This is a genomic window from Angustibacter aerolatus, assembly GCF_054776675.1.
Map to the genome: position 1 here is coordinate 14,391 of NZ_BAAHBM010000025.1, position 26,609 is coordinate 40,999.

The 26,609-nt window shown below is 74.6% G+C and carries 28 protein-coding genes, 1 tRNA gene and 1 pseudogene; 22 read left to right on the top strand and 8 right to left on the bottom strand.

Features of this window, described 5'->3' with window-relative positions; all coding sequences use genetic code 11:
- Window positions 1-86 precede the first annotated feature (86 nt).
- Window positions 87-1,076: an ABC transporter permease gene (locus ACYVI6_RS08160; RefSeq protein ID WP_460445895.1), complete on the bottom strand. Its 990-nt coding sequence runs from the start codon at window positions 1,074-1,076 to the stop codon at window positions 87-89.
- Between the two features lie 226 nt (window positions 1,077-1,302).
- On the opposite strand from ACYVI6_RS08160, the gene rpsP reads away from it, so the two are divergent.
- The 10 genes from rpsP (at window position 1,303) to ACYVI6_RS08210 (ending at window position 7,584) form a co-directional block, all read left to right on the top strand.
- Window positions 1,303-1,758, top strand: coding sequence for a 30S ribosomal protein S16 (gene rpsP / locus ACYVI6_RS08165; protein WP_284290399.1), 456 nt, complete (start codon window positions 1,303-1,305; stop codon window positions 1,756-1,758).
- 2 nt (window positions 1,759-1,760) lie between these two features.
- Window positions 1,761-2,003 carry an RNA-binding protein gene (locus ACYVI6_RS08170; protein ID WP_460445896.1) on the top strand — a complete coding sequence of 81 codons (243 nt, stop codon included), beginning with the start codon at window positions 1,761-1,763 and terminating at the stop codon, window positions 2,001-2,003.
- Window positions 2,004-2,072: 69 nt separating this feature from the next.
- Window positions 2,073-2,630, top strand: coding sequence for a ribosome maturation factor RimM (gene rimM / locus ACYVI6_RS08175; RefSeq protein WP_460445897.1), 558 nt, complete (start codon window positions 2,073-2,075; stop codon window positions 2,628-2,630).
- Window positions 2,630-3,472 (top strand): tRNA (guanosine(37)-N1)-methyltransferase TrmD, encoded by an 843-nt coding sequence (trmD, locus tag ACYVI6_RS08180; protein WP_460445918.1) that lies wholly within the window; start codon window positions 2,630-2,632, stop codon window positions 3,470-3,472. Before rimM ends, trmD begins: the two co-directional genes overlap by 1 nt.
- 124 nt (window positions 3,473-3,596) lie before the next feature.
- On the top strand, window positions 3,597-3,956 hold the full coding sequence (gene rplS, locus ACYVI6_RS08185; protein ID WP_460445898.1) for a 50S ribosomal protein L19: 360 nt from the start codon (window positions 3,597-3,599) through the stop codon (window positions 3,954-3,956).
- A gap of 63 nt (window positions 3,957-4,019) precedes the next feature.
- A complete protein-coding gene (gene lepB / locus ACYVI6_RS08190; RefSeq protein WP_460445899.1) occupies window positions 4,020-4,748 on the top strand; it encodes a signal peptidase I in 729 nt (242 codons plus the stop codon).
- Complete coding sequence (gene lepB / locus ACYVI6_RS08195; protein WP_460445900.1) at window positions 4,745-5,512, top strand: signal peptidase I; 768 nt, start codon at window positions 4,745-4,747, stop codon at window positions 5,510-5,512. The genes lepB (ACYVI6_RS08190) and lepB (ACYVI6_RS08195) overlap by 4 nt, the downstream gene beginning before the upstream one ends.
- Before the next feature lie 7 nt (window positions 5,513-5,519).
- Entirely contained in the window at window positions 5,520-6,494 is a 975-nt protein-coding gene (locus ACYVI6_RS08200) for an NUDIX domain-containing protein (RefSeq protein ID WP_460445901.1), read from the top strand.
- A gap of 5 nt (window positions 6,495-6,499) precedes the next feature.
- Window positions 6,500-7,279 carry a ribonuclease HII gene (locus tag ACYVI6_RS08205; RefSeq protein WP_460445919.1) on the top strand — a complete coding sequence of 260 codons (780 nt, stop codon included), beginning with the start codon at window positions 6,500-6,502 and terminating at the stop codon, window positions 7,277-7,279.
- The gene (locus tag ACYVI6_RS08210) at window positions 7,276-7,584 is read left to right on the top strand and encodes a DUF2469 domain-containing protein (RefSeq protein ID WP_460445902.1); all 309 of its coding nucleotides are present in this window, start codon (window positions 7,276-7,278) and stop codon (window positions 7,582-7,584) included. Before ACYVI6_RS08205 ends, ACYVI6_RS08210 begins: the two co-directional genes overlap by 4 nt.
- A 411-nt stretch (window positions 7,585-7,995) precedes the next feature.
- On the opposite strand, the gene ACYVI6_RS08215 is transcribed toward ACYVI6_RS08210, so the two are convergent.
- Window positions 7,996-8,388 (bottom strand): hypothetical protein, encoded by a 393-nt coding sequence (locus ACYVI6_RS08215; protein WP_284290406.1) that lies wholly within the window; start codon window positions 8,386-8,388, stop codon window positions 7,996-7,998.
- A 33-nt stretch (window positions 8,389-8,421) separates the two neighbouring features.
- On the opposite strand from ACYVI6_RS08215, the gene ACYVI6_RS08220 reads away from it, so the two are divergent.
- The 10 genes from ACYVI6_RS08220 (at window position 8,422) to ACYVI6_RS08265 (ending at window position 18,177) form a co-directional block, all read left to right on the top strand.
- Window positions 8,422-8,955 (top strand): hypothetical protein, encoded by a 534-nt coding sequence (locus ACYVI6_RS08220; RefSeq protein WP_460445903.1) that lies wholly within the window; start codon window positions 8,422-8,424, stop codon window positions 8,953-8,955.
- A gap of 296 nt (window positions 8,956-9,251) precedes the next feature.
- Complete coding sequence (gene dusB, locus ACYVI6_RS08225) at window positions 9,252-10,463, top strand: tRNA dihydrouridine synthase DusB (protein ID WP_460445904.1); 1,212 nt, start codon at window positions 9,252-9,254, stop codon at window positions 10,461-10,463.
- A 508-nt stretch (window positions 10,464-10,971) separates the two neighbouring features.
- Window positions 10,972-11,301 (top strand): hypothetical protein, encoded by a 330-nt coding sequence (locus ACYVI6_RS08230; RefSeq protein WP_460445905.1) that lies wholly within the window; start codon window positions 10,972-10,974, stop codon window positions 11,299-11,301.
- Between the two features lie 422 nt (window positions 11,302-11,723).
- Entirely contained in the window at window positions 11,724-12,422 is a 699-nt protein-coding gene (locus tag ACYVI6_RS08235) for a hypothetical protein (protein WP_460445906.1), read from the top strand.
- Window positions 12,423-12,427: 5 nt separating this feature from the next.
- On the top strand, window positions 12,428-13,549 hold the full coding sequence (locus tag ACYVI6_RS08240) for an HD domain-containing protein (RefSeq protein ID WP_460445920.1): 1,122 nt from the start codon (window positions 12,428-12,430) through the stop codon (window positions 13,547-13,549).
- A 78-nt stretch (window positions 13,550-13,627) separates the two neighbouring features.
- Window positions 13,628-14,500 carry an ABC transporter ATP-binding protein gene (locus tag ACYVI6_RS08245; protein WP_460445907.1) on the top strand — a complete coding sequence of 291 codons (873 nt, stop codon included), beginning with the start codon at window positions 13,628-13,630 and terminating at the stop codon, window positions 14,498-14,500.
- Window positions 14,497-15,456: a siderophore-interacting protein gene (locus tag ACYVI6_RS08250; RefSeq protein ID WP_460445908.1), complete on the top strand. Its 960-nt coding sequence runs from the start codon at window positions 14,497-14,499 to the stop codon at window positions 15,454-15,456. The genes ACYVI6_RS08245 and ACYVI6_RS08250 overlap by 4 nt, the downstream gene beginning before the upstream one ends.
- A gap of 56 nt (window positions 15,457-15,512) precedes the next feature.
- The gene (gene dnaG, locus ACYVI6_RS08255; RefSeq protein ID WP_460445909.1) at window positions 15,513-17,465 is read left to right on the top strand and encodes a DNA primase; all 1,953 of its coding nucleotides are present in this window, start codon (window positions 15,513-15,515) and stop codon (window positions 17,463-17,465) included.
- 30 nt (window positions 17,466-17,495) lie between these two features.
- Complete coding sequence (locus ACYVI6_RS08260; protein ID WP_460445910.1) at window positions 17,496-18,053, top strand: hypothetical protein; 558 nt, start codon at window positions 17,496-17,498, stop codon at window positions 18,051-18,053.
- A 52-nt stretch (window positions 18,054-18,105) separates the two neighbouring features.
- A tRNA-Asn gene (locus ACYVI6_RS08265) sits at window positions 18,106-18,177 on the top strand.
- 56 nt (window positions 18,178-18,233) lie between these two features.
- On the opposite strand, the gene ACYVI6_RS08270 is transcribed toward ACYVI6_RS08265, so the two are convergent.
- Window positions 18,234-19,286: an iron-containing redox enzyme family protein gene (locus ACYVI6_RS08270; protein WP_460445911.1), complete on the bottom strand. Its 1,053-nt coding sequence runs from the start codon at window positions 19,284-19,286 to the stop codon at window positions 18,234-18,236.
- Between the two features lie 74 nt (window positions 19,287-19,360).
- On the opposite strand from ACYVI6_RS08270, the gene ACYVI6_RS08275 reads away from it, so the two are divergent.
- Window positions 19,361-19,597 (top strand): CDGSH iron-sulfur domain-containing protein, encoded by a 237-nt coding sequence (locus ACYVI6_RS08275; protein WP_284290418.1) that lies wholly within the window; start codon window positions 19,361-19,363, stop codon window positions 19,595-19,597.
- 261 nt (window positions 19,598-19,858) lie between these two features.
- Here the strand turns inward: ACYVI6_RS08275 and ACYVI6_RS08280 are convergent, their stop codons facing one another.
- Both ACYVI6_RS08280 and ACYVI6_RS08285 read right to left on the bottom strand, forming a co-directional pair.
- The gene (locus ACYVI6_RS08280) at window positions 19,859-20,896 is read right to left on the bottom strand and encodes an NAD(P)/FAD-dependent oxidoreductase (protein WP_460445912.1); all 1,038 of its coding nucleotides are present in this window, start codon (window positions 20,894-20,896) and stop codon (window positions 19,859-19,861) included.
- A 125-nt stretch (window positions 20,897-21,021) separates the two neighbouring features.
- Window positions 21,022-23,256: an MMPL family transporter gene (locus ACYVI6_RS08285; RefSeq protein ID WP_460445913.1), complete on the bottom strand. Its 2,235-nt coding sequence runs from the start codon at window positions 23,254-23,256 to the stop codon at window positions 21,022-21,024.
- A 160-nt stretch (window positions 23,257-23,416) separates the two neighbouring features.
- On the opposite strand from ACYVI6_RS08285, the gene ACYVI6_RS08290 reads away from it, so the two are divergent.
- The gene (locus ACYVI6_RS08290) at window positions 23,417-23,974 is read left to right on the top strand and encodes a TetR/AcrR family transcriptional regulator (RefSeq protein WP_460445914.1); all 558 of its coding nucleotides are present in this window, start codon (window positions 23,417-23,419) and stop codon (window positions 23,972-23,974) included.
- A gap of 35 nt (window positions 23,975-24,009) precedes the next feature.
- On the opposite strand, the gene ACYVI6_RS08295 is transcribed toward ACYVI6_RS08290, so the two are convergent.
- From ACYVI6_RS08295 to ACYVI6_RS08305, 3 genes and pseudogenes are all read right to left on the bottom strand, one after another.
- Window positions 24,010-24,483 carry a hypothetical protein gene (locus ACYVI6_RS08295; protein ID WP_460445915.1) on the bottom strand — a complete coding sequence of 158 codons (474 nt, stop codon included), beginning with the start codon at window positions 24,481-24,483 and terminating at the stop codon, window positions 24,010-24,012.
- A 186-nt stretch (window positions 24,484-24,669) separates the two neighbouring features.
- On the bottom strand, window positions 24,670-25,971 hold the full coding sequence (locus ACYVI6_RS08300; protein ID WP_460445916.1) for a M1 family metallopeptidase: 1,302 nt from the start codon (window positions 25,969-25,971) through the stop codon (window positions 24,670-24,672).
- Window positions 25,968-26,609: pseudogene (locus ACYVI6_RS08305) on the bottom strand (amino acid adenylation protein); the annotation flags it as partial. The pseudogene ACYVI6_RS08305 and the gene ACYVI6_RS08300, both read right to left, overlap by 4 nt.

Below are 26,609 nucleotides of genomic sequence, written 5' to 3' on the forward strand. Positions count from 1 at the left end.
GAAGGGCTTCGTCGGCCAGTGGCAAGCGCCCGGCTGGTCGCCATGCGGATCCCGGATGACTGCTTAACAGCAGGAGCCGCAGGGGCTCAGGTCAGGCGGACGCGCGGGTCGAGCACCGCGTAGAGCAGGTCGACCACGAGGTTCGCGACGATCACGAACGCCGCAGCGAGCAGCACGGTGCCGACGATGAGCGGCAGGTCGTAGGTGACGACCGAGTCCAGCGCCAGGCGCCCGAGCCCGGGCAGGCCGAACACCTGCTCGGCGATCACGACGCCGCCGAGCAGCCCGGCCAGGTCGATGCCCGCGGCGGTGACCACCGGCGTCAGGCCGGCCCGCAGCACGTGCCGACCGATCACCGCGCCCTGCCCGAGCCCCTTGCTGCGCGCCGTCCGCACGAAGTCCTCGCCCATCGTGTCGAGCACCTGCGTGCGGGTCAGCCGCGTGTAGAACGCCGCGCTGCTGACCGCCAGCGTCACCCACGGCAGCAGCATCGAGCGCAACCAGGCCGCGGGGTCCTCGTGGAAGGGCGTGTACGCCGGGTAGCTCATGACGTGGAAGCGGAAGACCACGAAGTAGAGCAGCAGCAGCCCGATGAAGAAGTCGGGGAACGAGTACCCGAGCAGCGACAGGCTCATCAGCGTGCGGTCCGGCCAGCGCCGGTGCCAGAGCGCGGCGAGCACCCCGCCGCCGACACCGACGGCGATCCACAGCACGAAGCCGCCGACCGCTTCCTGCGCCGTGACGCCCATCCGCTCGACCAGCAGCGGTCTGACGTCGACCCCGCGGGCGAACGAGTGCCCGAGGCACGGCGCGTCGCAGTGGAAGCGGGCCCGCCCCACCCCGTAGTCGCGACCGACGAAGATCGCCGACACGAACCGCGCGTACTGCTCGGTGACCGGCCGGTCGTAGCCGAGACGGCGCCGGTTCGCCGCGATCACCACCGGCGTGCACGACTTGCCGCAGGTCAGGGCCGCCGGGTCGGCCGGCAGCACCTGGAAGAGGCCGAACACCACCATGCTCAGCGCCACGAGCATGAGCAGCATCGCGACGACCCGACGCACGACGTACGACAGCACGGCCAGCACCCTCCCGGCGGGCCGGACGGCGCGCGCCGGGGGAGCGTAGACCAGCGACCGCCGGGGGCCGGACGACGGTGGCCCCGGGATCTGGCAGAATGATCCGCCGTACCCGTCGCGTGCGGCCCCTCTCTCCTCGCGCGTCGTGTCCCGAGCGGTTCCGTGCCATGGCCCCACCACGGCCCGGCGTCGCTCATCCCACACGAAACAGGAGCAACCCACAGCCGTGGCCGTCAAGATCCGTCTCAAGCGCCTGGGCAAGATCCGGGCCCCGTACTACCGCGTCGTCGTCGCCGACTCGCGCACCAAGCGCGACGGTCGGGCGATCGAGGAGGTCGGCAAGTACCACCCCACGCACGACCCCTCGGTCATCGAGATCGACTCCGAGCGCGTCCAGTACTGGCTCGGTGTCGGCGCGCAGCCGACCGAGCAGGTGCTCGCGCTGCTGAAGATCACCGGTGACTGGCAGAAGTTCAAGGGTCTGCCGGGCGCCGAGGGCACGCTGCGCGTGGCCGAGCCGGCCTCGACCGAGCCGGTGAAGTTCGACGCCGCGCGCACGTCGAAGGACGCCATCACCCCGAAGGCGAAGAAGTCGAAGTCCGCTGACGAGGCCTCGGCCGAGCCCGCGGGCGAGACGACCGAGGCCCCGGCCGAGGCTCCGGCCGCGACCACCGAGGCCTGATCGTGCTCGAGGAGGCCCTCGAGCACCTCGTCCGCGGCATCGTCGAGCACCCTGACGAGGTCGCCGTCCGCGCCAAGGGCGGTCGACGCGGCGAGATGCTCGAGGTGCGGGTGCACCCCGACGACCTCGGGCGGGTCATCGGCCGCTCGGGTCGCACCGCCACCGCGCTGCGCACCGTCGTCAGCGCGCTGGCCAGCGGCCGCTCGGTCCGGGTCGACATCGTCGACACCGACCGCGCGAGCTAGACACAGCACACCGATCGGGGACGCCGGGCACCTGCCCGGCGTCCCCGATCGCTTTCCCAGGGAGCAGCGATGGACCGGGTGGTCGCCCGCATCGGCCGCGCGCACGGGCTGCGCGGCGAGGTCACCGTCGAGGTGCGCACCGACGTGCCCGAGCAGCGCTTCGTGCCGGGCGCCGTGTTCGGCACCGACCCGGCCGGCGCCGGCCCGCTCACGCTGGAGACCGCGCACGAGCACGGCCGCACGCTGCTGCTCACCTTCGCCGAGGTGAGCGGTCGCGAGGAGGCCGAGGCGCTGCGCGGCACGCTGCTCACCGTCGACGCAGGCAGCAGCGACGAGGACGACGCCTGGTACGAGGACGAGCTGATCGGCCTGCGGGTCCAGTCGCCGACCGGCGAGGTGCTCGGTGAGGTGCGCCGGCTCGACACCGGGGGCGCCCAGGACCTGCTCGTCGTGCGGCGCGACGGCGGGCCCGACGTCCTCGTGCCGTTCGTCACCGCGCTGGTGCCCGTCGTCGACGTCGCGGGGGGCCGCGTGGTCGTCGACCCGCCGGGCGGCATGTTCGACGAGGACCCCGACGAGCACGAGGACGGCGAGGACCGGGCCCGCGGGGACGACGGGCGCGCGTGATGCGCGTCGACGTCGTCTCGATCTTCCCCGCGTACCTCGACGTCCTCGAGCTGTCGCTGCTGGGCCGGGCGCGCGAGCAGGGGCTGCTCGACGTCGTGGTGCACGACCTGCGCGACTTCACCCACGACCGGCACCGCACCGTCGACGACACGCCGTACGGCGGCGGCGCCGGCATGGTGATGCGACCCGAGCCGTGGGGCGAGGCGCTCGACCACGTGCTCGACGCCGGGCGCACCGCGCTCGCCGACGGCGCGGCGTCCCCGCACCTGCTGGTGCCGAGCCCGTCGGGGCGCCGGTTCGACCAGGCGATGGCGCACGAGCTGGCCGCCGAGCCGTGGCTGGCGTTCGCCTGCGGGCGCTACGAGGGCATCGACGAGCGCGTGCTCGACGAGGCAGCCGCTCGTGGCCGGGTGACGCCGGTGAGCCTGGGCGACTACGTGCTGAACGGCGGGGAGGTGGCGGCGCTGGCGGTGATCGAGGCCGTGGGGCGCCTGCTGCCGGGCGTGGTGGGCAACGCCGAGAGCCTCGTCGAGGAGAGCCACGAGGGCGGGCTGCTCGAGTACCCCGTCTACACCAAGCCGGCCGTGTGGCGCGGGCGGGCGGTGCCCGACGTGCTGCTGTCGGGGCACCACGGGCGGATCGCCCGGTGGCGGCGCGACGAGCGGCTGGCCCGCACCCTGCTGCGCCGGCCCGACCTGCTCGACCTGCTCGACCCCGCCGAGCTCGACCGGGCCGACCGCGAGCTGCTGCGCGCCGTCCAGACCGGTGAGCGCCCGGGCGGGCGTCCGGACGACGGTCCCGGCGTCGGATTTCAGGCGGACCCCGCGCCTGTGGCAGACTGAGCCCTCGCGCCACGACCCGGCCGCGCTCCCGCCACAGGGAGGGCGCACCGCCGCACGGTGGCGAACCGTGACCTCCACACGAGCACGTGGGTGACCTGTGGCACCTGCGAGACAGGGACGCACCATGCACATCCTCGACCACGTCGACGCCGCCCAGCTGCGCACCGACGTCCCCGAGTTCCGCCCCGGCGACTCGCTGAAGGTGCACGTGAAGGTCGTCGAGGGCAGCCGGTCGCGCGTCCAGATCTTCCAGGGTGCGGTCATCCGCCGCCAGGGCGAGGGCGTCCGCGAGACGTTCACCGTCCGCAAGGTGAGCTTCGGCGTCGGCGTCGAGCGCACCTTCCCGGTGCACTCGCCCGTGCTCGACAAGATCGAGGTCGTCAGCCGCGGCGACGTGCGTCGCGCGAAGCTGTACTACCTGCGCGACCTGCGCGGCAAGGCCGCCAAGATCAAGGAGAAGCGCGACACGCCGGTCGCGCGCTGACCCGTCCCGGCGCGCTGCGCCCGGCCGGCTCCTGCCGGCCCACCGAGGGTTAGGCTCCTGCTGATGGACGCCCCACCGGGCCCGCTGGCCGAGACCACCGCACCCACCGCCGCCGGCCGCGCCCCCGGGGGCCGCCCGTGGTGGCGCGAGGTGCCGGTGCTCGCCGCCGTCGCCCTCGTGCTGGCGCTGTTGGTGCGGGTGCTGTTCGTGCAGGCGTTCGCGATCCCGTCCGGCTCGATGGAGCCGACGCTCGACCCCGGCGACCGCGTGCTGGTGTCGCGCATCGCGTACCGCGTCGGTGACGTGCAGCGCGGTGACGTCGTCGTCTTCGACGGACAGGGCTCGTTCAGCGACGCCCCGCCGGCACCGGTCGGCGCGCTCGCACGCGTCGTCCGTGCGGCCGGGTCCGCGGTCGGGCTGCGGCCGTCGGAGCACGACTTCGTGAAGCGCGTCGTCGGGCTGCCCGGCGACCGCGTGGCCTGCTGCGGCACGGACGGCCGGCTCACCGTGAACGGCGTGCCGCTCGACGAGCCATACGTGCTCCCCGGTGACAGCCCCAGCGACGTCCGCTTCGACGTCGTCGTGCCGCCCGGCCGGCTCTGGGTGATGGGCGACCACCGCAGCGACTCGGCCGACTCGCGAGCCCACCTCGGCGACCCGGGCGGGGGCACCGTGCCGGTCGAGCGGGTCGTCGGCCGCGTCGTCCTGCGCTTCTGGCCGCTCGACCGCGCCGGCCGACTGCCCGACCCGACCACCAGCGCCGCCGGCGCGAGCAGGGGAGCGAGCGAGTGAGCGACACCGCGAAGGACCGGCCCGCGCACGAGGCCGGTGTCGACCCCGCCGCGCCGGACGCCCGCGAGCGCTCGGCGCAGCGCACCGCGTCCGGCGGCTTCCTCGGGCTCGTGCGCGAGACCGTCATCGTGGTCGTCATCGCGCTCGCGCTGTCGCTGCTCGTGAAGACCTTCCTGGCGCAGGCCTTCTTCATCCCCTCGCAGTCGATGGAGAACACGCTGCTCATCGGCGACCGGGTGATCGTCAGCAAGCTGACGCCCGGGCCGTTCGACCTGCACCGCGGTCAGGTCATCGTGTTCACCGACCCGGGCGACTGGCTCGGCGCCGACGAGGTGCCGCCCTCGACGAACCCGGTGCGCCGCGGCCTCGCCTTCGTCGGGCTGCTGCCGAACGACTCGAACAACCACCTGATCAAGCGGATCATCGGGCTGCCCGGCGACCACGTCGCCTACGACCGCGACGCCGAGAAGCTGACCGTCAACGGCGTCGCGATCACCGAGCCGTACCTCAAGCCGGGGTCGATCCCGTCGGAGAAGGACTTCGACGTCGTCGTGCCGGCCGGCAAGGTCTGGGTCATGGGCGACAACCGGCAGGAGTCCGAGGACTCGCGCTACCACGACGACGGCACCGGCCGCACCGGCTCGGTGCCGATCAGCGACGTCACCGGGCGCGCCGTGGCCGTGGTCTGGCCGCTGTCGCACGCGTCGCGGCTCACCGAGCCCTCGGCGGTGTTCGCGAAGGTGCCCGCCGCGGGCACGAAGTAGGCCCCTGGTGCCCGAGCAGCTCCTCCGCCCCGCCGCCCGCCTGCTGTGCGTCGATCCGTCCGGCGCCGTGCTGCTGCTGGGCTGCGTCGACCCGGCTCGCCCGCACCTCGTGCACTGGATCGCGCCCGGTGGCGGCGTCGAGCCCGGCGAGCAGCCGCACGAGGCCGTCGTCCGCGAGGCCTGGGAGGAGCTCGGGCTCGTGCTCGACGACCTCGGTGGCGCGGTGGCACGCAGCGACGACGCCTTCAGCTGGGCCGGGCAGCCGATCGTCGGGCAGAACTCCTGGTTCGCCGTCCGCACGCCGCGGTTCGACCCGGTCGCACGCGGCATGAGCGACGACGAGGCCGCCGCGACCGTGGGCGCCCGCTGGTTCCTGCCAGACGAGCTGGGGTCGCTCCCGGCCGGCGAGGTGGTCGAGCCGACGCGCACCGCCGAGCTCGTGCGCCGCGCCCACGCGACGCTGCCCGCCGAGCCGCACCGCCCGACCGCCCGCGTGCTCGTGGTGAGCCGGCTCGACGGGGTCGACCGGGTCGTGCTGGTGTCGACCGCCGCCGTCGAGGGCGGCACGGTGTGGTTCGCCCCCGGTGGAGGCGTCGAGGTGGGCGAGGACCACCGCGCGGCCGCCGTCCGCGAGCTGGCCGAGGAGCTGCGGCTCGAGGTGGACCCCGACGACCTCGGCGACCCGGTCTGGGTGCGGCGGCACCGGCTGCCCGGTGCCGTCGACCTGCGCGAGGTCTACTACCTGCTGCGCCTCGACGAGCACGGCCTCGACCTCGACCTCGCACGCGTCGACGCCGGGTTCCTGGCGGCCGAGGGCGTCACCGGCGTCCGGTGGTTCACGGTCGACGAGCTGGAGCGGCTGCGCGGCGCCGCCGCCGGCGAGATCGTCGCGCCGCGCGACCTGGCGAGCCGGCTGCCGGCGCTGCTCGCCGCCGACCCTTCGGCCGGCCGGCCGGCCGCGCCGGTCGAGGTGCCGGTGTGACCCCCGTGCCCGCCCAGGGCCGTCGGCGTCCGGCGCCGGGCACCCCGCCGAGCCTGCGCGTCGAGCGCTCGCTGCTGCGCGACGGCGTCCGCCTGCTGGCGTCGGTCGACGAGGTCGGCCGCGGCGCGCTGGCCGGTCCGGCGTCCGTCGGGGTCGTGCTGGTCGACGCCACGGTGCGCACCGCCCCGACCGGGGTGCGCGACAGCAAGCTCCTGCAGCCCGCCGCCCGGCAGCGCCTGGTACCGCGGATCCGCCGCTGGGCGCTGGCCAGCGCCGTCGGGCACGCCGGTCCGGACGAGGTCGACGAGGTCGGCATCCTCGGTGCCCTGCGGCTGGCCGCCCGGCGAGCCATGGCCACGCTGCCCGCCGTCCCCGACCTGATCCTGCTCGACGGCAACCACGACTGGTACACCGATCCCGAGCGCGAGGGTCTGCTGTCGCTGCTGCACCCCGACGAACCCACGCCGCCGGTCCGCACCATGATCAAGGCCGACATGCGCTGCTCCTCCGTCGCCGCCGCCTCCGTGCTGGCCAAGGTCGAGCGCGACGCCATGATGGTCGACCTGCACGACAGCCACCCGCACTTCGGCTGGGCCGTGAACAAGGGCTACGCCTCCCGCGAGCACCTCGACGCCCTCACCGAGCACGGCGCCTGCGAGCACCACCGCCGCAGCTGGCGCCTGCCGCCGTACGCCGACGTGACCGAGCTCGAGACTGTGGACGATGATGGGGCGCCGGGCGACCTGCCCGAGCTCGACGACGACGTGATGGAGGTGGGTCGGTGAGCGCCGAGGACCTCGAGAACTACGAGACCGAGATGGAGCTCTCCCTCTACCGGGAGTACCGCGACGTCGTGAACCTCTTCTCCTACGTCGTCGAGACCGAGCGCCGCTTCTACCTCGCCAACACCGTCGACGTCGTCCCCCGCTCCGACGACGGCGAGGTCTACTTCGAGGTCACCATGACCGACGCCTGGGTCTGGGACGTCTACCGTCCCGCCCGCTTCGTCAAGCAGGTCCGCGTCGTCACCTTCAAGGACGTCAACGTCGAAGAGCTCGCCAAGACGGAGCTCGAGCTCCCCAAGGACTGACCCCGCCCGCCGCCCTCGCTCGCGGCGCCCTGGTGTCGCGGTGTGCCCCCGCGCTGTTCGTGATGGCGCGGTGTGCCCCCGTGCCGTCGCTGGCGGCGCGGTGTGCCCCCGTGCCGTTGCTGGCGGCGCGCGCGCTCCCCTGCGCCTTCCTGAAGTTGGTCGCTCACCGCGTGAGCGTGGGATGGCGCGGCGCCGTTCTGAGCGGTGCCGTGTGCCCCCGCGCCCTTTCCGAGCCCGCCGTCGCGCGTGGTCGGTGACGCGCGCCGTGCTTCCAGCCGCGCGTCATGTGCCCCCGCGCTTCGTGGCGCGGCCTGATCAGGCGTCGGCTACCTCGGTCGAACACTGCGTGGCCCGACGGGGCAGGCACGGAGTGCTCAGCCGCACGGCGGATGGCTGCGTGCGCGCACGGCCCTAAGCCGGCGGGCGCGCGAACAGGTCAGGCGAGGGACGGTGGTCGTGGTGGGTGGCCAGGAACGCGCGGACCTGCGCGACGAAGCCCTGCTCGTCGTCGAACACGTCAGCAGGGGCGATCGGGAGGAAGGGGACGTCGAACACGCCGAGGCGGCGCTGCAGCCGCTGAGTGCGCTTGTACGCCGCGGGCGTGAGGTGGAACGCCATCGAGTCGATCTGCAGCGCGACGCCCAGGTGTTCCCACCAGCCGTCGGGCGTCACGACGTGCTCGCCGTCCTCGACGCGGTGCAGCGCCCAGTTCCACCGCGGTTGAAGGACGCCGTGCCGGCTGAACACCTCCCGCACCCGCGCCTCTGCGGCGGACCGGACGCCGGCACCCACCTCACGCAGCACCGCCCTGACGAGCGCCGTGCGTTGGCGAGCGGCGTGGTCGACGGCCTCACGCAGCTCGTCCACGGTGCAGGCGCCGCTCTGGACGCAGCTGGCGACGAGCTCGCGGACGTCGTCGAGTCGCTCGAGGCGACGGCAGGCGTCGACCAGGGCGCGTGCGACCCGCGCGATCGGCAGGCCCCCGCGCTGCACGGCGTCGATGCTGCGGGTCCGCTCCACCATCAGGCCCGGTTGCGACTGTCGACGTCGCGCGTGCGGGACGGCGACGTGCACCACTTCCGAGCGTGCGGCCACCCGTACGCCCCAGAGGCGCAACGCGTTGAGACCCGTGACCACGGCCCCCGGCCCGCCGAAAGCCAGCGCGCCGAGCAGCCGTTCGCGAGTCGTCGGCGTGCCAGAGTGCGCCAGGACCACCCCGGGGTGCAGCCGTTGCCAGGTGCCGCCGGGCAGGATGCGCTGGCCGATGGTCGATCGCGGCAGACCGGCTGCCATGAGCTCGTGATGGGCGACGACGCGCTCGCGCCGGCGCAGCAGCACGTCGATGACGGCGGGGTCGAGCGTCGTGCGTAGAGTCATGCGCCGACAGTGGCGTCGTCGTGCCACCTGCGGCTTAGAGCACGTGGGCGCTGTGGACGAGGCGCACCTCGTTCTCCACCTGTGGACGACAGCGGGCGCCCGGCCCCGACGCCGCGCGGGGGCACCCCGCGCCGGAGGGAGCGACGCTGGGGCGCCCCGCGCACCCGACGAGGCAGCGCGGGGGCACACCGCGACACCACTAACGGCGCGGGGGCACACCGCGACACCACTAACGGCGCGGGGGCACACCGCGCGACCCCCGGACGGCTGAGACCTGGGATGATGGGGGCGTGACGGGAGAGCTGCGGATCGGGCCGCACGTGATCGGGACGCCGGTGGTGCTGGCGCCGATGGCGGGGATCACCAACGCGGCGTTCCGGCAGCTGTGTCGCGAGCTGGCGGGGGCGGCGCTGGAACGGGCGGGGCTGCAGGGCGAGGGCGCGGGAGTCTACGTCAGCGAGATGGTGACGTCGCGGGCGCTGGTCGAGCGGTCGCCGGAGTCGATGCGGCTGATCGAGCACGGGCCGGGGGAGTGGCCGCGCAGCGTGCAGCTGTACGGCGTCGACCCGGCGACGGTGGGGGCGGCGGTGCGGCTGCTGGTCGACGAGGACCGTGCCGACCACGTCGACCTGAACTTCGGGTGCCCGGTGCCGAAGGTGACGCGCAAGGGTGGCGGTGCCGCGCTGCCGTGGAAGTCGACGCTGTTCCGCGACATCGTGCGCGCCGCGGTGCGTGCTGCGACGCCGGCCGGGGTGCCGGTCACGGTGAAGATGCGGGTCGGCGTCGACCCCGACCACCTGACGTACCTGGACGCCGGACGCGCTGCGGAGGACGAGGGGGTCGCTGCGGTGGCGCTGCACGGACGCACGGCGGCGCAGCACTACAGCGGGCACGCCGACTGGACGACGATCGCCCGCCTCAAGCAGGCCGTGACGAGCATCCCCGTGCTGGGCAACGGTGACGTCTGGAGCGCCGACGACGCCTTGCGGATGGTGGCCGAGACGGGGTGCGACGGCGTGGTCGTGGGCCGCGGGTGCCTGGGCCGGCCGTGGCTGTTCGCCGACCTGGCGGCTGCCTTCGCCGGTCACGAGGTGCGGGTGCGCCCGTCGCTCGGTGACGTCGCGGGGGCGCTGCGGCGGCACGCCGAGCTGCTGGCGGAGCACTACGAGCGGGCCGGCTCCTTCCGCAGCGCCGAGGACGCGCAGCGCAAGGCCTGCCGCGACATCCGCAAGCACGTCGCCTGGTACCTGAAGGGATTCAGCGTCGGGCAGCAGGCGCGGGCGGCGCTCGCGATGGTCGACACGATGGCCGAGCTCGACGACCGCCTGGCCGAGCTCGACCTGACGCAGCCCTGGCCCGGCGACCCCGCCGAGGGCCAGCGCGGCCGTGCCGGTTCGCCGCAGCGGGTCGCCCTGCCCGAGCAGTGGCTCGCCACGCGCGAGCTCGTCGGCGAGTCGGCCCGCGTCGTCCGTGAGGCCGAGCTGTCGGTCAGCGGCGGCTGACAAGGGGTTATCCACAACTCGAATGATCGGGTGGGTTCCCCGGCGACAACTGGCTAGGTTCGGTGCAGTCGTTGTCGCCTCTCAACGGAGTTGCCCGTGCGCCGTCTCGCCGTCACCGCGTCCCTGTTCGCCGCCACGGTGCTCGTTCCTGCCCACTCGGCGGCCGCATCGTCGGGTGTCGTCCCTCCCGACGGGTTCAGCGACCCCCGGGGGCCCTCCCGGCACGCGGAGTACGACGCGCTGTGGCAGCGCGACGCGGATGCGCGGGCCCGCACGGTCGACCGGGCGGACCGAGCCGGCCTGAAGCCGGCGCCGCTCCCGCCGTGCTCGTCCCAGTCCGACACCTGTCACCGCGGCGTCCCGCACGACTACCAGGACCACGAGACGTGGTGCGTGCCTGCCTCTGCGAAAGCCGTCCTGCTCGGAGCGGCCACGCAGGAGTACCTGGCGGAGCGGATGAAGACCAACGGGACGACGGGGACGGCCACTGCGGCGCGCTCCCGCTGCGTTGAACACCTTCGCGAAGCACGAGTACGTCGACACGGCTCACCGCGCCAGCTACGGCAGCGCAGAGGGCCTGCTGGACCTCGTCCGGGCCAGCGTCGGCAACAAGAAGGTGCGGCTGGTGCTGGGCGTCCAGGGCGATGATCTGGACTACTGGCCGAGCGGCTTCTCAGGTGCCCACGCGATCACCGTGAACGGATGGACCGGCGCGAAGGGGTGGGTGTGGGATCCGCTGAACAAGCACTTCAACAAGCGGGCGCACGGGGTGCACGACGTGAGCCGTCAGAACCTCTTCGAGGCCGGTGACGCCAACTCGCGACAGCTGATCTGGTGAGGCGTCGGTGGCTCGTCGGCGTGGCCGCGCTGATGGTCGTCGGAGGCTGTCGGGCGGACGAGTCGCGCCAACCCGAGCCGACGCGCGCCGAACCACGTCACTCGGCGGCGTGGACCCTCGAGACCCGGGTGGACCTCCCGGACGGCGGGCACCCTGCCCTCGTCGCCGGCGTCGGCCGCTACCGCGTGTTCGGGTGGGAGGACGGGCAGGACGACGATGCGTGGCGTCGAGCACACCCCGACGGGGGGACGAGGAGCCGCAGCCGGTGGGCGGTCACCGATCTGGGCACTGGTCGTACCGTGCTGCGCGCCAACGCACACGGCGACTGGGACACGACGGGGCAGTCCGCGGTGGGCGACGTCATCACGCACGTCGAGAGCGTCCAGGCAGGCTACCCCGAATCGGAGGCAGTGGGATCGGAGGTGTTCACGGCCACCGCCGTGAACGGGCCCCTGCAGCTTCGACAGCGCAACGCCGGTGACGGCGGCATCAGCGGGCAGAGCCTGACCCGTCCGAGCACGCGACCGAGCTGGACGACGTGGGACGCCGGCTGCCGCTGTTCCCAGCTGATCGAGCTGACGCCGGCCGGCCCGAGGGTGCGGCACGCCGAGGAGGACTTCGAGTACGAGGCGAACGGCCGCTCGTACCTGATCGGCGGCGAGTCGAACCTGCTGCTCCGACCTGGTCACCGCGCCCTGCACCTCGGATACGACGGCGCCGAGGACGGGATGTCGGTCGTGGGATCACGGGTCGTGGTGCTCGAGGGCGTGCTCGAGCCCGACGACTCGCACAACCAGACGCTGCACCTGCTGGACGTCGACGGCGACCGCATCGCGCGCCGGAGGCACTTCCCGATCGACGTCGACTCCGAGTTCGGCCAGGCGGTCCTGATCGACCACGACCACTTGCTGCTGTTCGACGGGGGAGGCGTCCACGACGGCTCCGACGAGACGAGCCTCCTGATGGACCTGCGGACCGGTCGTACGGAACCGATCGGCCTGCCGATGGACCAGACGTCGCAGTTCTCCGCGCCCGGCGACGGCACCATCACGACGTTCGACCCCGTCACGCACACGTTGGACGTGTTCCGCCTGAACGGGACTGGCACAGTGAGGCCGTGAGCGACCTGCAGCCGACCCGGCGGTCCCGCCAGTGGGCGGCCACCGCGCCCGGGCACCGCTCCGCCGAGGGGGTCGTCACGGCGCACGGCGGCGACGAGCCGCGCGTGCAGCCGGTGGCGCCGCGAGGGCGGGCGGCGCGCGAGGAGCTCGAGCACCGGCTGCTGCAGCCCGGTGCGACCCGGGCCCTCGGCGCCGGCGACCGAGCCCGCGCGGAGGAGCCGGACGTCGAGCGCACCTGCTTCGAGCGCGACCGCGACCGCATCCTGCACTCGGCCTCGTTCCGGCGGCTGGCGGGCAAGACGCAGGTGTTCGTCTTCCCGGCCGACCACCAGCGCACCCGGCTCACGCACGCGCTCGAGGTCGCCCAGGTCGCGACGTCCGTCGCCCGGGCCACCGGCCTGAACGTGGCGCTCACCGAGGCCATCGCCATCGGGCACGACTGCGGGCACGGGCCGGGCGGGCACGCCAGCGAGGACGCCTTCGACGCGTTCGTGCCCGGCGGGTACGACCACGCGGTGTGGGGGGCCGACGTCGCGCTGACGCACCTCAACCTCTGCAGCCAGACGCTCGACGGCGTCCGCAACCACTCGTGGTCGCGCCCCGCGCCGTCCACGCCCGAGGGGGTCGTGGTCAGCTGGGCCGACCGCGTCGCCTACACCGCGCACGACCTGGAGGATGCGGCCCAGGCGGGCATCGTCGACCTGGCCGACCTGCCGCCGGACGTCGCGTCGGTGTGCGGGCGCACCCGCGGTCAGCAGCTCGGCACCTTCGTCGAGGAGCTGGTGCGCTGCACCAGCGAGACCGGCGTCGTGGGCATGGCGCCGCACGTGGCCGAGGCGCTGGCGGCCCTGCGGTCGTTCAACTACGAGCGCATCTACACGCGCCCCGAGTCCCTCGCGCAGGCCGAGTCGGTGGTGCGGCTGCTGCGTGCGCTGGTCGAGCACTACGCCGCCCACCCCGGCGACCTGCCGCGCGAGCACGCCGGTCAGCAGGGCGACGACGACGACACGGTGCGCGCGGCGGTCACGTACGTGGCGGGGATGACCGACCGGTACGCGTTCCGCACCGCCGTCCGGCTGCTCGACTGGCCCGAGCACGACCTGCCGGAGGGCATCGACGTGTCGTGATGCCAGGCACTCGCCGGCACAGCCGCTTGCCTGGGCGGCCGACGTTTGCTTAGGTTTGCCTAACCTACTTGGCGCGCGATGCGCGCTGGCCTGGAGGCAGACGTGACCGCTGCGCACGTGCTGGAGGCTCGCGAGCTCTCGCTCGGCTACGACGGTCGACGGGTCGTCGACGGTCTCGACCTGGTGCTCCCGGCCGGGCGGGTGACCGTGCTGGTCGGCGCCAACGCCTGCGGCAAGTCCACCGTGCTGCGCGGTCTCGCCCGGCTGCTGCACCCGACCGGCGGCGCAGCGCTGCTCGACGGCAAGGTCATCCACGAGCAGCCGACCCGGGCCGTCGCCAAGGTGCTCGGCCTGCTGCCGCAGTCGCCGACCGCGCCCGACGGCATCACCGTGGCCGACCTGGTCGGCCGGGGGCGGCACCCGCACCAGGGGTGGCTGCGTCGCTGGAGCGCGGACGACGACCTCGCCGTCGCCGAGGCGCTGCGGTCGACCGGCACGCTCGACCTCGCCGAGCGGGCGGTCGACGAGCTGTCCGGCGGCCAGCGTCAGCGGGTCTGGATCGCGATGGCCCTCGCCCAGCAGACCGACGTGCTGCTGCTCGACGAGCCCACGACCTTCCTCGACGTCGCGCACCAGATCGAGGTGCTCGACCTGCTCGCCGACCTGAACCGTCGTCGCGGCACCACCGTCGTGGTCGTGCTGCACGACCTGAACCTCGCCGCGCGGTACGCCGACCACCTCGTCGCGCTCAAGCACGGCCGGCTGGTGGCGCAGGGTGACCCGCGCGAGGTGGTCACCGACGCCCTGGTGCAGGACGTGTTCGGCATGCGCTGCCAGGTGGTGACCGACCCGGTGTCGGGCACGCCGATGGTCGTGCCGGTGGGGCGGCACCACGCCGGACGGGCGACCGAGCTCGCCGACCGGGGCGACCGGGCCGAGGTGCCGGCGTGAGCACGGTCGCCGAGCCGCGGACGTCGCCCCTGCTGGCCTTCGACGTCGAGGTCGTCGGCCTGCGCACCCTGACCCCGCACCTGCGGCGGATCACCTTCGCCGCCGACTCGCTCGCCGACCTCGACGCCGCCGGCCCAGAGGGTCCGCGCGACCTGAGGGTCAAGCTGCTGCTCGCCGCGCCCGGCCACCCGCTGCCCGTCCTGGGCGACCTCGCGTACGGCTGGTACCAGCAGTGGCTGGCGCTCGACGACGCCCACCGCGGCTGGATGCGCACCTACACGGTCCGGGCGGCCCGCCTCGACGCGGCGTCCAGCGGCACCGGCGCACCGGAGATCGACGTCGACTTCGTGCTGCACCACGACTGCCCGGGCGAGCCCGGCCCGGCGGCCCGGTGGGTGGCGTCGGCGCGGCTGGGTGACCACGTGACGCTGCTGGGGCCGAACGCGCGCAACGAGTCGGGCGGCACGCCACCCGGCATCGAGTGGCGACCCCCGGCCGACACCCGCCGCGTGCTGCTCGCCGGTGACGAGACGGCGCTGCCCGCGGTGGCCTCGGTGCTCGAGTCGCTGGCGGCCACGCGCCCTGGGGTCACCGGTCACGCGCTCGTGGAGGTGGCCGGCGCGGCAGACGTGCTGCCGCTCGCCGCGCCGTCCGGCGTCCGCGTAGTGTGGTGCCCGCGGGACGGGCGACCGCGGGGCGCGGCGCTCGCCGCCGCCCTGCACGAGGTGCTCGACGCACCGACCGCCGCACGGCCCAGCACCCCGCTGGCCGACGTCGACGTCGACCACGAGGTGCTGTGGGAGACCGGCGAGGGGGCGCAGGGCTGGTACGGCTGGCTGGCCGGCGAGGCCGCCATGGTGCGCGGGCTGCGCCGTCACCTGGTGCAGGAGCGCGGCGTCGACCGCCGCAGCGTGACGTTCATGGGCTACTGGCGCGAGGGCCGGGCCGAGGGCTGACGGTGCGCCTGTGGACGGCGCCCGCGACCGTCGGCGCCGGACCGTAGACTCGCGTGGTGCCTGGTCGGATCAAGGCCGAGGTCGTGGCCGCGGTCAAGGAGCGTACGGCGGTCGAGGACGTCGTCCGCGAGCACGTCACGCTCCGATCCGGTGGCGTCGGGTCGCTCAAGGGGCTCTGCCCGTTCCACGACGAGAAGTCGCCGTCGTTCAACGTGCGGCCGGCGCTCGGCGTCTGGCACTGCTTCGGCTGCGGCGAGGGCGGCGACGTCATCTCGTTCATCCAGAAGATCGACCACCTGACCTTCGGCGACGCCGTCGAGCGGCTCGCCGAGCGCGCCGGCGTGCAGGTCGAGTACGAGGACGGCGCGGGGCGGCCCCGCGAGGAGGTCGGCCGGCGCACCCGGCTCGTCGAGGCCAACCGGGTCGCCGAGCAGTACTACGCCGAGCAGCTCGGCACCGCCCGCGAGGCCGTCACCGGCCGGCAGTTCCTCGCCGAACGCGGTTTCGACCGCGCGGCCGCCGCGCGGTTCGGCGTCGGGTACGCGCCCCGCGGCGGCGACGAGCTGGTGCGGCACCTGCGCGGCAAGGGGTTCACCGACGACGAGCTGGTGCTGGTGGGGCTCGCCGGCCGGTCGCAGCGCGGGCTGTACGACCGGTTCCGCGGTCGGCTGGTGTGGCCGATCCGCGACCTCACCGGCGACTGCGTCGGGTTCGGCGCCCGCCGGCTCTACGACGACGACCGCATCGAGGCGAAGTACCTCAACACCAGCGAGACCCCGCTGTTCCACAAGTCGCAGGTGCTCTACGGCCTCGACCTGGCGAAGAAGGCCGTGGCTCGCGACCGGCAGGCCGTCGTCGTCGAGGGGTACACCGACGTGATGGCCTGCCACCTGGCCGGCGTCGAGACCGCCGTGGCGACCTGCGGCACGGCGTTCGGGTCCGACCACATCAAGGTCGTGCGGCGCATCATGCGCGACGACGACGAGGTGCACCCCGCCGAGGTCGTGTTCACGTTCGACGGCGACGCAGCCGGCCAGCGCGCCGCGCTGCGGGCGTTCGGCGAGGACCAGCGCTTCGTCTCCCAGACCTACGTCGCGGTGGAGGGCAGCGGGCTCGACCCGTGCGAGCTGCGCCAGCAGCGCGGCGACGAGGCGGTGCGCGAGCTGGTCGCCGGCCGGCGTCCGCTGTTCGAGTTCGCCATCACCACGACGATCGGCCGCTACGACCTCGACACCGCCGAGGGCCGGGTGCAGGCGCTGCGGGCAGCGGCGCCCCTCGTCGCCGGCATCAAGGACCGGTCGCTGCGCCCCGAGTACGCCCGCCGCCTGGCCGGGCACGTCGGCCTGCCCGAGGACGACGTGCGGCGGGCCGTCGCGCGCGCCGAGCGCGACGCGTCCACAGCCGCGGCCAAGGGTGCCGGGCCAGGCGGCTCGTCCCCTCCCGGTCGCGGCGACCAGGGCCGCGAGGACCGCCGCCGGCCGGACGACGAGCAGGACGAGGCGTCGCCGGCGGAGCCAGAGCTGCCCCGCCCCGACCCCCGCGACCCGATCGTCCGCATGGAGCGGCAGCTGCTGCAGCTGGTGCTGCAGGCACCGCACGTCCTCGCCCAGCCCGAGTTCGACGCGCTCGGCGAGGACGCGTTCACCGCCCCGGTGCACCGCGCGGTGCACCGCGCCGTCCGCGCCGTCGGGGGACTGGCCGTCGCCGAGACGGCCGGACGCGGGTGGTACGAGCTCGTGGCGGGGGAGGTGCCCGACAACGTGCGCCCGTACACGTCCGACCTCGCCGTGGCGTCCGTGCCCGCCGTCGGCGAGGCCGGGCTGCAACCGCTGGGCACCGCGCTGCAGGTCGACATCGCCGAGCGCGACCTGCGCCGGCGCGAGGCCGAGGTGCACAGCCGCATGCAGCGACTCGACGCCAGCGGCGACGCCGTCGGCTACACCGCAGCCCTGCGCGAGGCGCAGCTGCTCGTGCAGCGGCGGCAGGCGCTGCGGGCGCTCGCCGACTGACCGTCGGTGCCGTCTCGTAGGCTGGGGGACGTGCCAGCCCTCCTGCCCGGACGTCGTCGACGCGCCGAGCGTCCCGACCCGCTGCCCGCCGAGGTGCGGGCCGCCGCCGACCTGCGTCGCGGCGAGCGCGTGCTGGCCCACGCCCGGCTCCGGCACGGCGGCTGGGTCGTGGCCACGCCGTCCGCGCTCGTGGTGCTGCCACCCGCCAGCGACGAGGCCGGCCCGCTGACCTCGCGGTACGCCTGGCACGACGTCGCCGAGGCGCACTGGGATCCCGAGCAGCGCCTCCTCGACGTCCGGCTCGCCGACACCGACGCCCCGCCCGTCGCCGTCCACCTCGACGAGCAGCCGGGTGCCGTGCCGGAGGTGCTGCGCGAGCGGGTCATGAGCACCTACGTGCTCTCGCAGCGGGTGCAGGTGCGAGGTGCCCGCGGCGTCACCGTGGCCGTGCGCCGCGACCCAGCTGACGACCGGCTCTTCGTGCAGGTCGTCGCCGACGAGGGCGTCAACCTGACCCGCCCCCAGGTCGCCGACCAGGTGCAGGCGCTCAGCCGAGACCTCGCCGAGCAGGTCGGACTACGCCTGTAGACCCCTCAGGTTTCGGGTCCGGCCCCCGATGTTGCTAGTGTTCTCAGGTCGATCCCGCGTAGCTCAACGGCAGAGCATCCGACTGTTAATCGGACGGTTACTGGTTCGAATCCAGTCGCGGGAGCAGAGTACGACGGCCCCGGTCCTCTCGGACCGGGGCCGTCGTCGTTCCAAGAGCGGCTAGGCGACGCCGAGCGGCCGGCGGAGGTCGATGACGGTCGCGCTGTGGGCATGGTCCGGCAGGGGCGTCCGCAGTGCCGAGCGTCCCGCCTCCCAGGCCTGCACGGTGCGGGCGCCGACCAGAGCGTCCATGCCCAGGCAGACCGCCGACCCGAGCAGGACGTCGGGCAGCAGCGTCGGCTCGGACTCGATCAACCCGCCGCACAGGTCGCGTGCGGCGACCTGCTCGTGCACGGCGTCCGCCTCGACGTGCTCGTCGAAGAACTCCCAGGCGTCGCCCGGCAGCTCGAGCCGCTGCATGCCGATGACGACCTTGCGCGCCGGCAACGACGACGTCATCTCGAACGCCGCCAGGTGACCGCAGAGCGCACCGCGCAGCCGACGGTGCAGCCCGAACATGGTGAGCGCGTTGGCGTTCGCGAGCACCACCGCCGGCACGTGGTCGAGGTAGGCGTTCGGGGTGTCGTCGAGGCCGAGCGCCCGCATGGCCTTCGCGAACAGCGCCGCGTGCATCCGGTCGGCCCGCCCGCCGCCGTACTCGTCGATCTGGATCTCGACCAGCGCCGCCTTCGCGCGGCCCCGCAGACGCGGGATCGCCCACGTCTGCGGGTCGGCCTCCTTGAGCTGGTACGGCGAGCGCAGCACCAGCATCTCGGCGACGTCGTCGACGTCGGCGCGACGCGCGACGTACGCCGGCACGGACGCGCCCGGCACGTCCTCGGCCGCGCGGCGGAACAGCTCGTCGGGCAGGCCGGCCGGCTCGCACAGGTCGACCGGGAACCGCTCGCGCAGCTCGGTCTCGAAGCGCCCTTCGAGGACCGCGCGGGCGGCCAGCACGTCAGGGTGCCACTCGTAGTCGTCGTCGACGCCCGGCAGCCCGCCGTGGTGCAGCTCGTACATGAGGTACAGCGACAGCTGCACGTCGTCGTCGTCGATCAGCGGCCGCCGGTCGGACGCCTCCAGCGCGAGGTCACGCAGGGTGGTGGCGTCGCCCCCGTCGAGCGCGTGCAGCAGCGCGGCACTCAGCGGGCCACGCGGTGTGATGCGAACCATGAGACGGAACGTACCCACGAACGCCGGGGACTTCTCGGGATGCGGGGACGAGAACGCGCCAGCAGGCTGGGGGCATGAGCCGTGCCGAGCCCGTGTCGATCACCGTCTGCGACGACGGCCCGCTGCTGCTGCGCGGCGACTTCGAGGTCATCGGCGCCGACGGCCAGCCCGTGCCCACCGACCGCCGCACCGTCGCCCTGTGCCGCTGCGGCCGCACCGCGCGCGCCCCCTGGTGCGACGGAACCCACAAGGCCGGCCCCCGCCGCACGCGTCCTGCCGCGGCACGCGAGGACGCGACCACGCAGGACTGACACGCATCGCGCCGCCCTGAGTGGCGCGGGGTGCCCCCGTGCTGTTCATGACGGCGCGGGGTGCCCCCGTGCTGTTCGAGGGGGCGCAGGGTGCCCCCGTGCCGTTCGAGGTGGCGCAGAGTGCCCCCGTGCCGTTCGAGGCGGCGCAGGGTGCCCCCGTGCCGTTCGCGTCGGTGCAGGGTGCCCCCGTGCCGTTCGAGGTGGCGCAGGGTGCCCCCGCGCCGTTCGTGGTGGCGCAGGGTGCCCCCGCGCCGCGGAGGGTCAGGAGAGGCGGTCGGCCAGCGCGCGGCCGAGGGCCCGGCCCGAGAGGTACGCGGCCTCGACCTTGGAGCGCTCGGCCCAGCCGTCGCCGCAGACGCCGAGCAGGTCGTCGCCCAGGTGAAAGGGCTCGCTGCGGCCGTCGGCGGGGCGAGCGAAGGTCCAGCGGCGCACGCGCCACCACACGGGGTCGGTCCCGGTGCCGAGCAGCCTGTCGGCGGCAGCGAGCAGGGGAGCGGCGGCGGTGTCGGGGTCGTCGAGGTGCCGGGCGGCGAGCTCGGGGGTCGAGTGGACGACGAGCACCGGGGCGTCGTCGCCGCGCCGGCTGCCGTCGTCGGCGACGAACGAGACGTCGGGGTCGTCGGCGAACGCGCCCGTCAGCTGCGGCCAGGTGCGCTCGTGCCAGCCTGCGGCGAGCGCGAGCACGGGCAGCCACTCGCGGTCGAGGGCGGCGTCGAGCGGGTGACCGGACGGCAGCAGCCGGCGGGCCTGCGGGTCTGGCATCGCGAGCACCACGGCCGACGCGGGCTCGCCGTCCACCGACAGCGCGCCGCCACCGGCAGTGCCGCCGTCACGAGCGCCGCCGTCGCCACGGCCGCCACCGCTGCGGTCACCGCCACCGCCACCGCCACCGTCACCGCCGCGGACGTCGACGCGCTGCACGGTGCGTCCGCTCTCGACGGGCAGCCCGCGGGCGAGGTCGTCGACCAGCGAGCGCAGGCCCTGGGGCGCGGCCCAGCGCATCGGGCCGTCCTTCGCCGGGCCGAGCCCGTCGGCGTCGAGGGTCGCCAGGCTCGAGGTCCAGGGCCGGGCGAGGCCGCGCGCCTGCCAGTCGTCGACCAGCTCGGTGAAGGCGTCGTCGGAGGCGGTGAGGTACGAGGCGCCGGTGTCGACGACCCGGCTGCCGGTGCGCTGCAGCGCCATCCGGCCGCCGATCCGGCGTCCGCGGTCGAGCACGCGCACCGGCAGGCCGGCGCGGTCGAGCTCACGGGCGCAGGTGACGCCGCTGATGCCGGCGCCGACGACGATCACGGGGTCCATGCGCCCACTCTGTCGCGCACGGGCAGGCGCCGCGCGCCGCCGACCCGAAGCGCGGGCCGAACCCCCCGCCGGCCCGGCTCACCAGGCACGACGACTTCTGCCCGCGCGACGGGACGGCGCGTGCCTCAGGCGTCGGCGGTGACCTCGTCGCGCTGCGCCGTCGGAGCCGGGGCGGCGAGCTGCTGCGCGAGCTTCGCGCCCTCGACGTCGACGTCGGGCACCAGCCGGTCGAGCCAGCGCGGCAGCGCCCACGCGGCGCGGCCGAGCAGCGACATGACGGCCGGCACGAGCGTCATCCGCACCAGGAACGCGTCGACCGCGACGCCGAAGGCCAGGGCGAAGCCCATCGACTTGATGATCGGCTCGTCGGTGATCGCGAAGCCGGCGAACACGCTGAACATGATGACCGCGGCGGCCGCGACGACCCGCGCGCCGTGGGCGAACCCGCTGACGACGGCCTCGGTCGGCCCGGCACCGTGCACGAAGTCCTCGCGCATCCGGGTCACGAGGAACACCTCGTAGTCCATCGCCAGGCCGAACAGGATGCCCACCAGGAAGATCGGCAGGAAGCTCAGGATCGGTCCGGTCGAGTCGAGGCCGACGAGGTCCTTCAACCAGCCCCACTGGAACACCGCGACCACCGCACCGAACGTCGCGACGATGCTCAGCAGGAACCCGAGCGTCGCCTTGAGCGGCACCAGCAGGCTGCGGAACACGATGGTCAGCAGCACGAACGCGATGCCGACGACGAGCAGCAGGTAGGGCAGCAGGGCGCCGCGCAGCCGGTCCGACACGTCGATGCCGACCGCGGTGGTGCCGGTGACGGCGACGTCGGCTCCGGTCGCCGCCTGCCAGCGGGGTGCCGCGTCGCGCACGGTGGCGACCAGGCGCTCGGTGGCCGGGTCGCTCGGGCTGCTCTGCGGCACGACGGTGAGGATCGCCGTCCGCTTCGCCGGGTCGAGCGTCGGCGGGGTCGCGGCCACGACGTCGCGCAGCCCCGACAGGTCGCGCTGGATGGCGCTCGCGGCGGACGCCGGGTCGTCGGCGCCGGTCAGGTCGGCGACGATCACCAGGGGGCCGTTGAAGCCCGGGCCGAACGCCTTCGCCAGCGCGTCGTAGGCGCGGCGCTGCGTGGTGCTGGGGGAGGCGCTGCCGTCGCTGGGCATGCCCAGCCGCAGGTCGAGCGCCGGCACCGCCACCGTGCCGAGCCCCACGACGATCGCGACGATCACCAGCACCCGCCGGCGGACGACGCCGCGCACCCACCGCTCGCCCACCGCGGCCCGGGCGGGCGCCCGGCGCGAGAGGTGCTGCGGCTCGTGCACGCTGCCGACGTGCCTGTGCCGCAACGACTTCGGCAGCGCCCGACGTCCGACGAAGCCGAGCAGCGCGGGCAGCAGGGTGAGCGCGATGACGACCGCGCCGAGCACGGTGCCGGCCGCGGCGAGCCCCATCGCGGTGAGGAACGGGATGTTCACGACCGACAGCGCGGCGAGCGCGACGACGACGGTCGCGCCGGCGAAGACGACGGCCGAGCCCGCGGTGCCGACGGCGCGCCCGACGGCTTCCTCCGGCTCGAGGCCCTGCTGCAGCTCGCCGCGGTAGCGCGACACGATGAACAGCGCGTAGTCGATCGCGACGGCGAGGCCGAGCATGAGCGCGAGCGTCAGCGTCGTGGAGCTGAGGTCGAAGAAGCCGGTGGCGATCTCGATGCCGAGCACGCCCAGCCCGACGCCGACGACGGCGGTCAGCAGCGGCAGGCCGGCCATCACGAGCGACCCGAACGTCAGGGCCAGCACCAGCGCGGCGACGACGAGCCCGATGCCCTCGGTGCCGCCGACGGCGCCCTGCTCCTGCGAGGCGTCGCCGCCGAGCTCGACGGTCAGCCCGGCCGAGCGCGCGGCGTGCGCTGCCTCGGTGAGCGCCTCGTGGTCGGCGGCGGTCAGGTCGGTGGCCGGGACGTCGTAGGCGACGGTGGCGAACGCCGTGCTGGCGTCCTGCGACACCGTCTTCGCCTGGAACGGGTCGGCGGCCACGCTGACGTGCGCGAGGCCGCCCAGCCGGCGCACCGAGTCGGTGATGGCGGCGGTGGCGGCGGCGTCGGTGACCTTCGAACCGCTCGGCGCGACGTAGACGACGCGAGCGGTGGCCCCGGCCGCCCCCGACCCCGGCATCCGCTCTTCGAGCAGGTCGAGCGCGCGCTGCGACTCGGTGCCGGGCAGCGTGAACGAGCTGGTCATGCTGCCGTGCAGGGTGGCGGCGCCCGCACCGGCGACCCCGAGCACGACGAGCCAGAGCAGCGCGACCAGTCGGCGGCGGCGGAAGGCGAAGCGGCCGAGCCGGTACAGCGCAGTGGCCATGAGGGACCTCCGGGAAGGGGGAGCGGGCGCACGTCGCTGTGCCGAGGGCTGCATCAGAGTTTGCCGAACGACTAGGTCTTGGGCAAGCCGATCGGCTAACTTGATGTGGTGCGCCGCGTCACACGCGGACGCCACGGGACGACGAGAGGGAGGCAGACGGATGGCGCGACCGGTGGCGCCCAGGGGGCAGGGCCGCGAGCGGGTGCTGGCGGCGGCGCTCGACCTGTTCGCCGAGCACGGCACGAGCGGCACCTCGCTGCAGATGATCGCCGACCGGATGGGCGTCACGAAGGCCGCGGTCTACTTCCAGTTCCACGCCAAGGACGACATCGTGCTGGCGGTGCTGCAGCCGGTGTTCGACCGGCTCGAGGGCCTCGTCGAGGCGGCCGAGGCCGTCGAGGGCCGGGCCGAGCAGGTCGACGCCGTGGTGACCGGCCTGGTCGACGTCGTGGTCGACCACCGGCGCCTCGTGGCGCTGCTGCGCGGCGACCCGTCCGTCGGCCGCCACCTCGAGGAGCACGAGCCGATGCCGTCGGTGGTGGCGCGGCTCGGCGCGCTGATGCTCGGTCCCGACCCGTCGCCGAGCGCCCGCGTCGCGGCGTCCGTCGCCGGCGCGGGCCTGATGCTGGCGACCGCCGACCCGCAGCTCGCCGACCTCGACGACGAGGTGCTGCGCCGCGAGCTGCTGCGCTGCTCGAGGCTGCTGCTGCGGGCCTGATCCGCGCTCAAGCCGCAGCGCGCCCGGGTCGAGGGTCAGTGGGTGGAGGGCATCCAGGCGGTCGCCGCGCGCGTGGCCGAGATCCAGGCGCGCATCGGCGCCCTCTCCGCCCCGCGCCCCGCGGCCCTGCCCACGACGCTCGCCGCGAGCACCACGCCGTCCGCGGGAACGGCCGGCGGCGTCACCGGCACGGCGACCGCCGGGTCGTTCGCCGCTGCGCTGCAGCAGGCGGTCGGGACCACCGCGGTCCCGACCTCGAGCGCGGCAGCGACGCGGACGTCGGGAGCGGCGACCACGGCGGACGGCGTGCGCGTCGAGCTCGCGCGCTTCGGCAACGGCCGGGTGCCGGCGTCCGAGTTGACGTCGATCGGGTCGGGGCACCGGCTGTGGGCGCCGGCCGCGCAGGCGTTCGAGCAGCTGCGGGCGGGGGCCGCGCGGGCCGGGGTGCACGTCGGCGTCACCGACTCGTACCGGTCGTTCGCCGAGCAGGTCGACCTCGCGCGGCGCAAGGGCCTGCACTCGCAGGGCGGGCTGGCGCGAAGCCCGGCACCAGCGACCACGGCTGGGGCAAGAGCCTCGACCTGCGGCTCGACGCCTCCGCGCAGCGCTGGATGCGGCAGCACGCCGACGAGTACGGCTTCACCGAGAACGTGTCGCGCGAGCCGTGGCACTGGACGTTCGACGCGAGCTGATCGCTAGGGCAGCGCCGGCAGCGGCGCGTGGTGCAGCCACGCGGTGAGCAGCTCGGCGGCTTCGGGGCAGTGCCCGCGCAGGTGCTCGGTGAACAGCTCGGTGCTGACCCCGCCGTGCCGGTGCAGCGCCGTCCACGACCGCAGCACGTCGAAGAAGACGTCGTCGCCGCACGTCGTCCGGATCGCTTGCAGCGCAAGGGCTCCGCGCTTGTACAGCCGGTCGTCGAACATCAGGTCGGGCCCCGGGTCGGCGAGCACCAGGTCGGCCGGGAGCGCGGCCAGCGCCGCGTGGTGCGTGCGCGCGTGCTCGGCGGCCGAGCGTCCGCCGGACCGCTCCGACCACAGCCACTCGGCGTAGCAGGCGAACCCCTCGTGCAGCCAGATGTCGTGCCACGAGCGCACCGTGAGGCTGTTGCCGAACCACTGGTGCGCCAGCTCGTGCGCGACCAGCCGCTCGAGGCCGCCGGTGCCGTCGAGGTGGTTGCTGCCGAACACCGACAGCCCCTGCGCCTCCAGCGGGATCTCGAGCTCGTCGTCGGTGACCACGACCGTGTAGGTGTCGAACGGGTACGGCCCGAACAGCTCGGCGAACACGGCGAGCATGTCGTGCTGGCGGGCGACGTCGCGCGCGGCCGCCCCCTGCCGGCTGGCCGGCGCCACCAGCCGCTGGGGCACGCCGCCGCCGTCGGGTAGGTCGACGGAGGTGTAGCGGCCGATCTGCAGCGTCGCGAGGTAGGTGGCCATCGGGTCGGTCGGCGCGAACGTCCACGTCGTGGTGCTCGCGCCGCGGCGGCGTCCGGTCGGTGCGCCGTTGGCGACCACCGCGTACGCCGCCTCCACGGTCACCTGCACCCGGTAGACGGCCTTGTCGTCGGGGCGGTCGTTGCAGGGGAACCACGACGGCGCGCCGACCGGCTGCCCGGCCACGATCACGCCGTCGTCGAGCTCCTCGAAGCCGACCTCGCCCCACGCGCTGCGCAGCGGGCGCGGCGACCCGCCGTACCGCACCCCGACGCGCAGCACCGTCTGGTCGGGTACCGCCTCGGCGAGCGCGATGCGCAGCCGGCCGCGGTGGTGGGAGTGCTTGGCCGGACGCCGCCCGTCGACCGTCACGCGCTGCACGTCGAGGCCGCGCAGGTCGAGGTCGAGCCGGTCGGTGCTGGTGAGCGTGCGCACCACCAGCTCGGCCCGCCCGTCGAGGCGGTTCGACGCCACCGAGTAGTCGAGCTGCAGGTCGTAGGACTCGACGCCGAACCGCTCGTCGCCGTGTCCGCCCAGGTACGCGTCGCCGTGCCGGCCGATCATGCGGGCGCGATCGGGTTGCCGGCCCAGCGGGTGCCGGCGGGCACCTCGTCGCCGCGCAGCACCAGCGACGCCGCACCCACGCGGGCGCCGTCGCCGAGGCGGGCCGCGGGCAGCACCACGCCACCGGGCCCGAGCGAGGCTCCGGCGCCGAGCACCACCGCGTCCATGGACATGATCCGATCATGGAACAGGTGCGTCTGCAGCACGCACCCCCGGTTCACGGTGGCCCCGGCGCCGACGTGCACCAGGTCGTGCTCGGGCAGCCAGTACGTCTCGAGCCAGGTGCCGCGACCGATGCGCGACCCCATCGCGCGCAGCCACAGCACGAACGCGGGCGTGGCCAGCGCGCCGCGCACGAACCACGGCACGGCCAGCAGCTCGACGAACGCGTCGACCAGCTCGTTGCGCCACACGAAGCCGCTCCAGAGCGGGCGGTCCTGCCGGTGGTGCCGGCCGCTCAGCAGCCACTTGGCGGCGACGGCGAGCGCCGCGGCCACCGCGCCGGTCACCAGCACGAGGGGGCCGGCGAGCAGCACCGCGGCGACGGCGCCGAGGCGGGCCAGCACGTCCAGCAGCGCGAGCGCCAGCAGCAGGCCCAGCGCGCCGCTCGCGGCCAGCGGCACCAGCCGCAGCGCCTC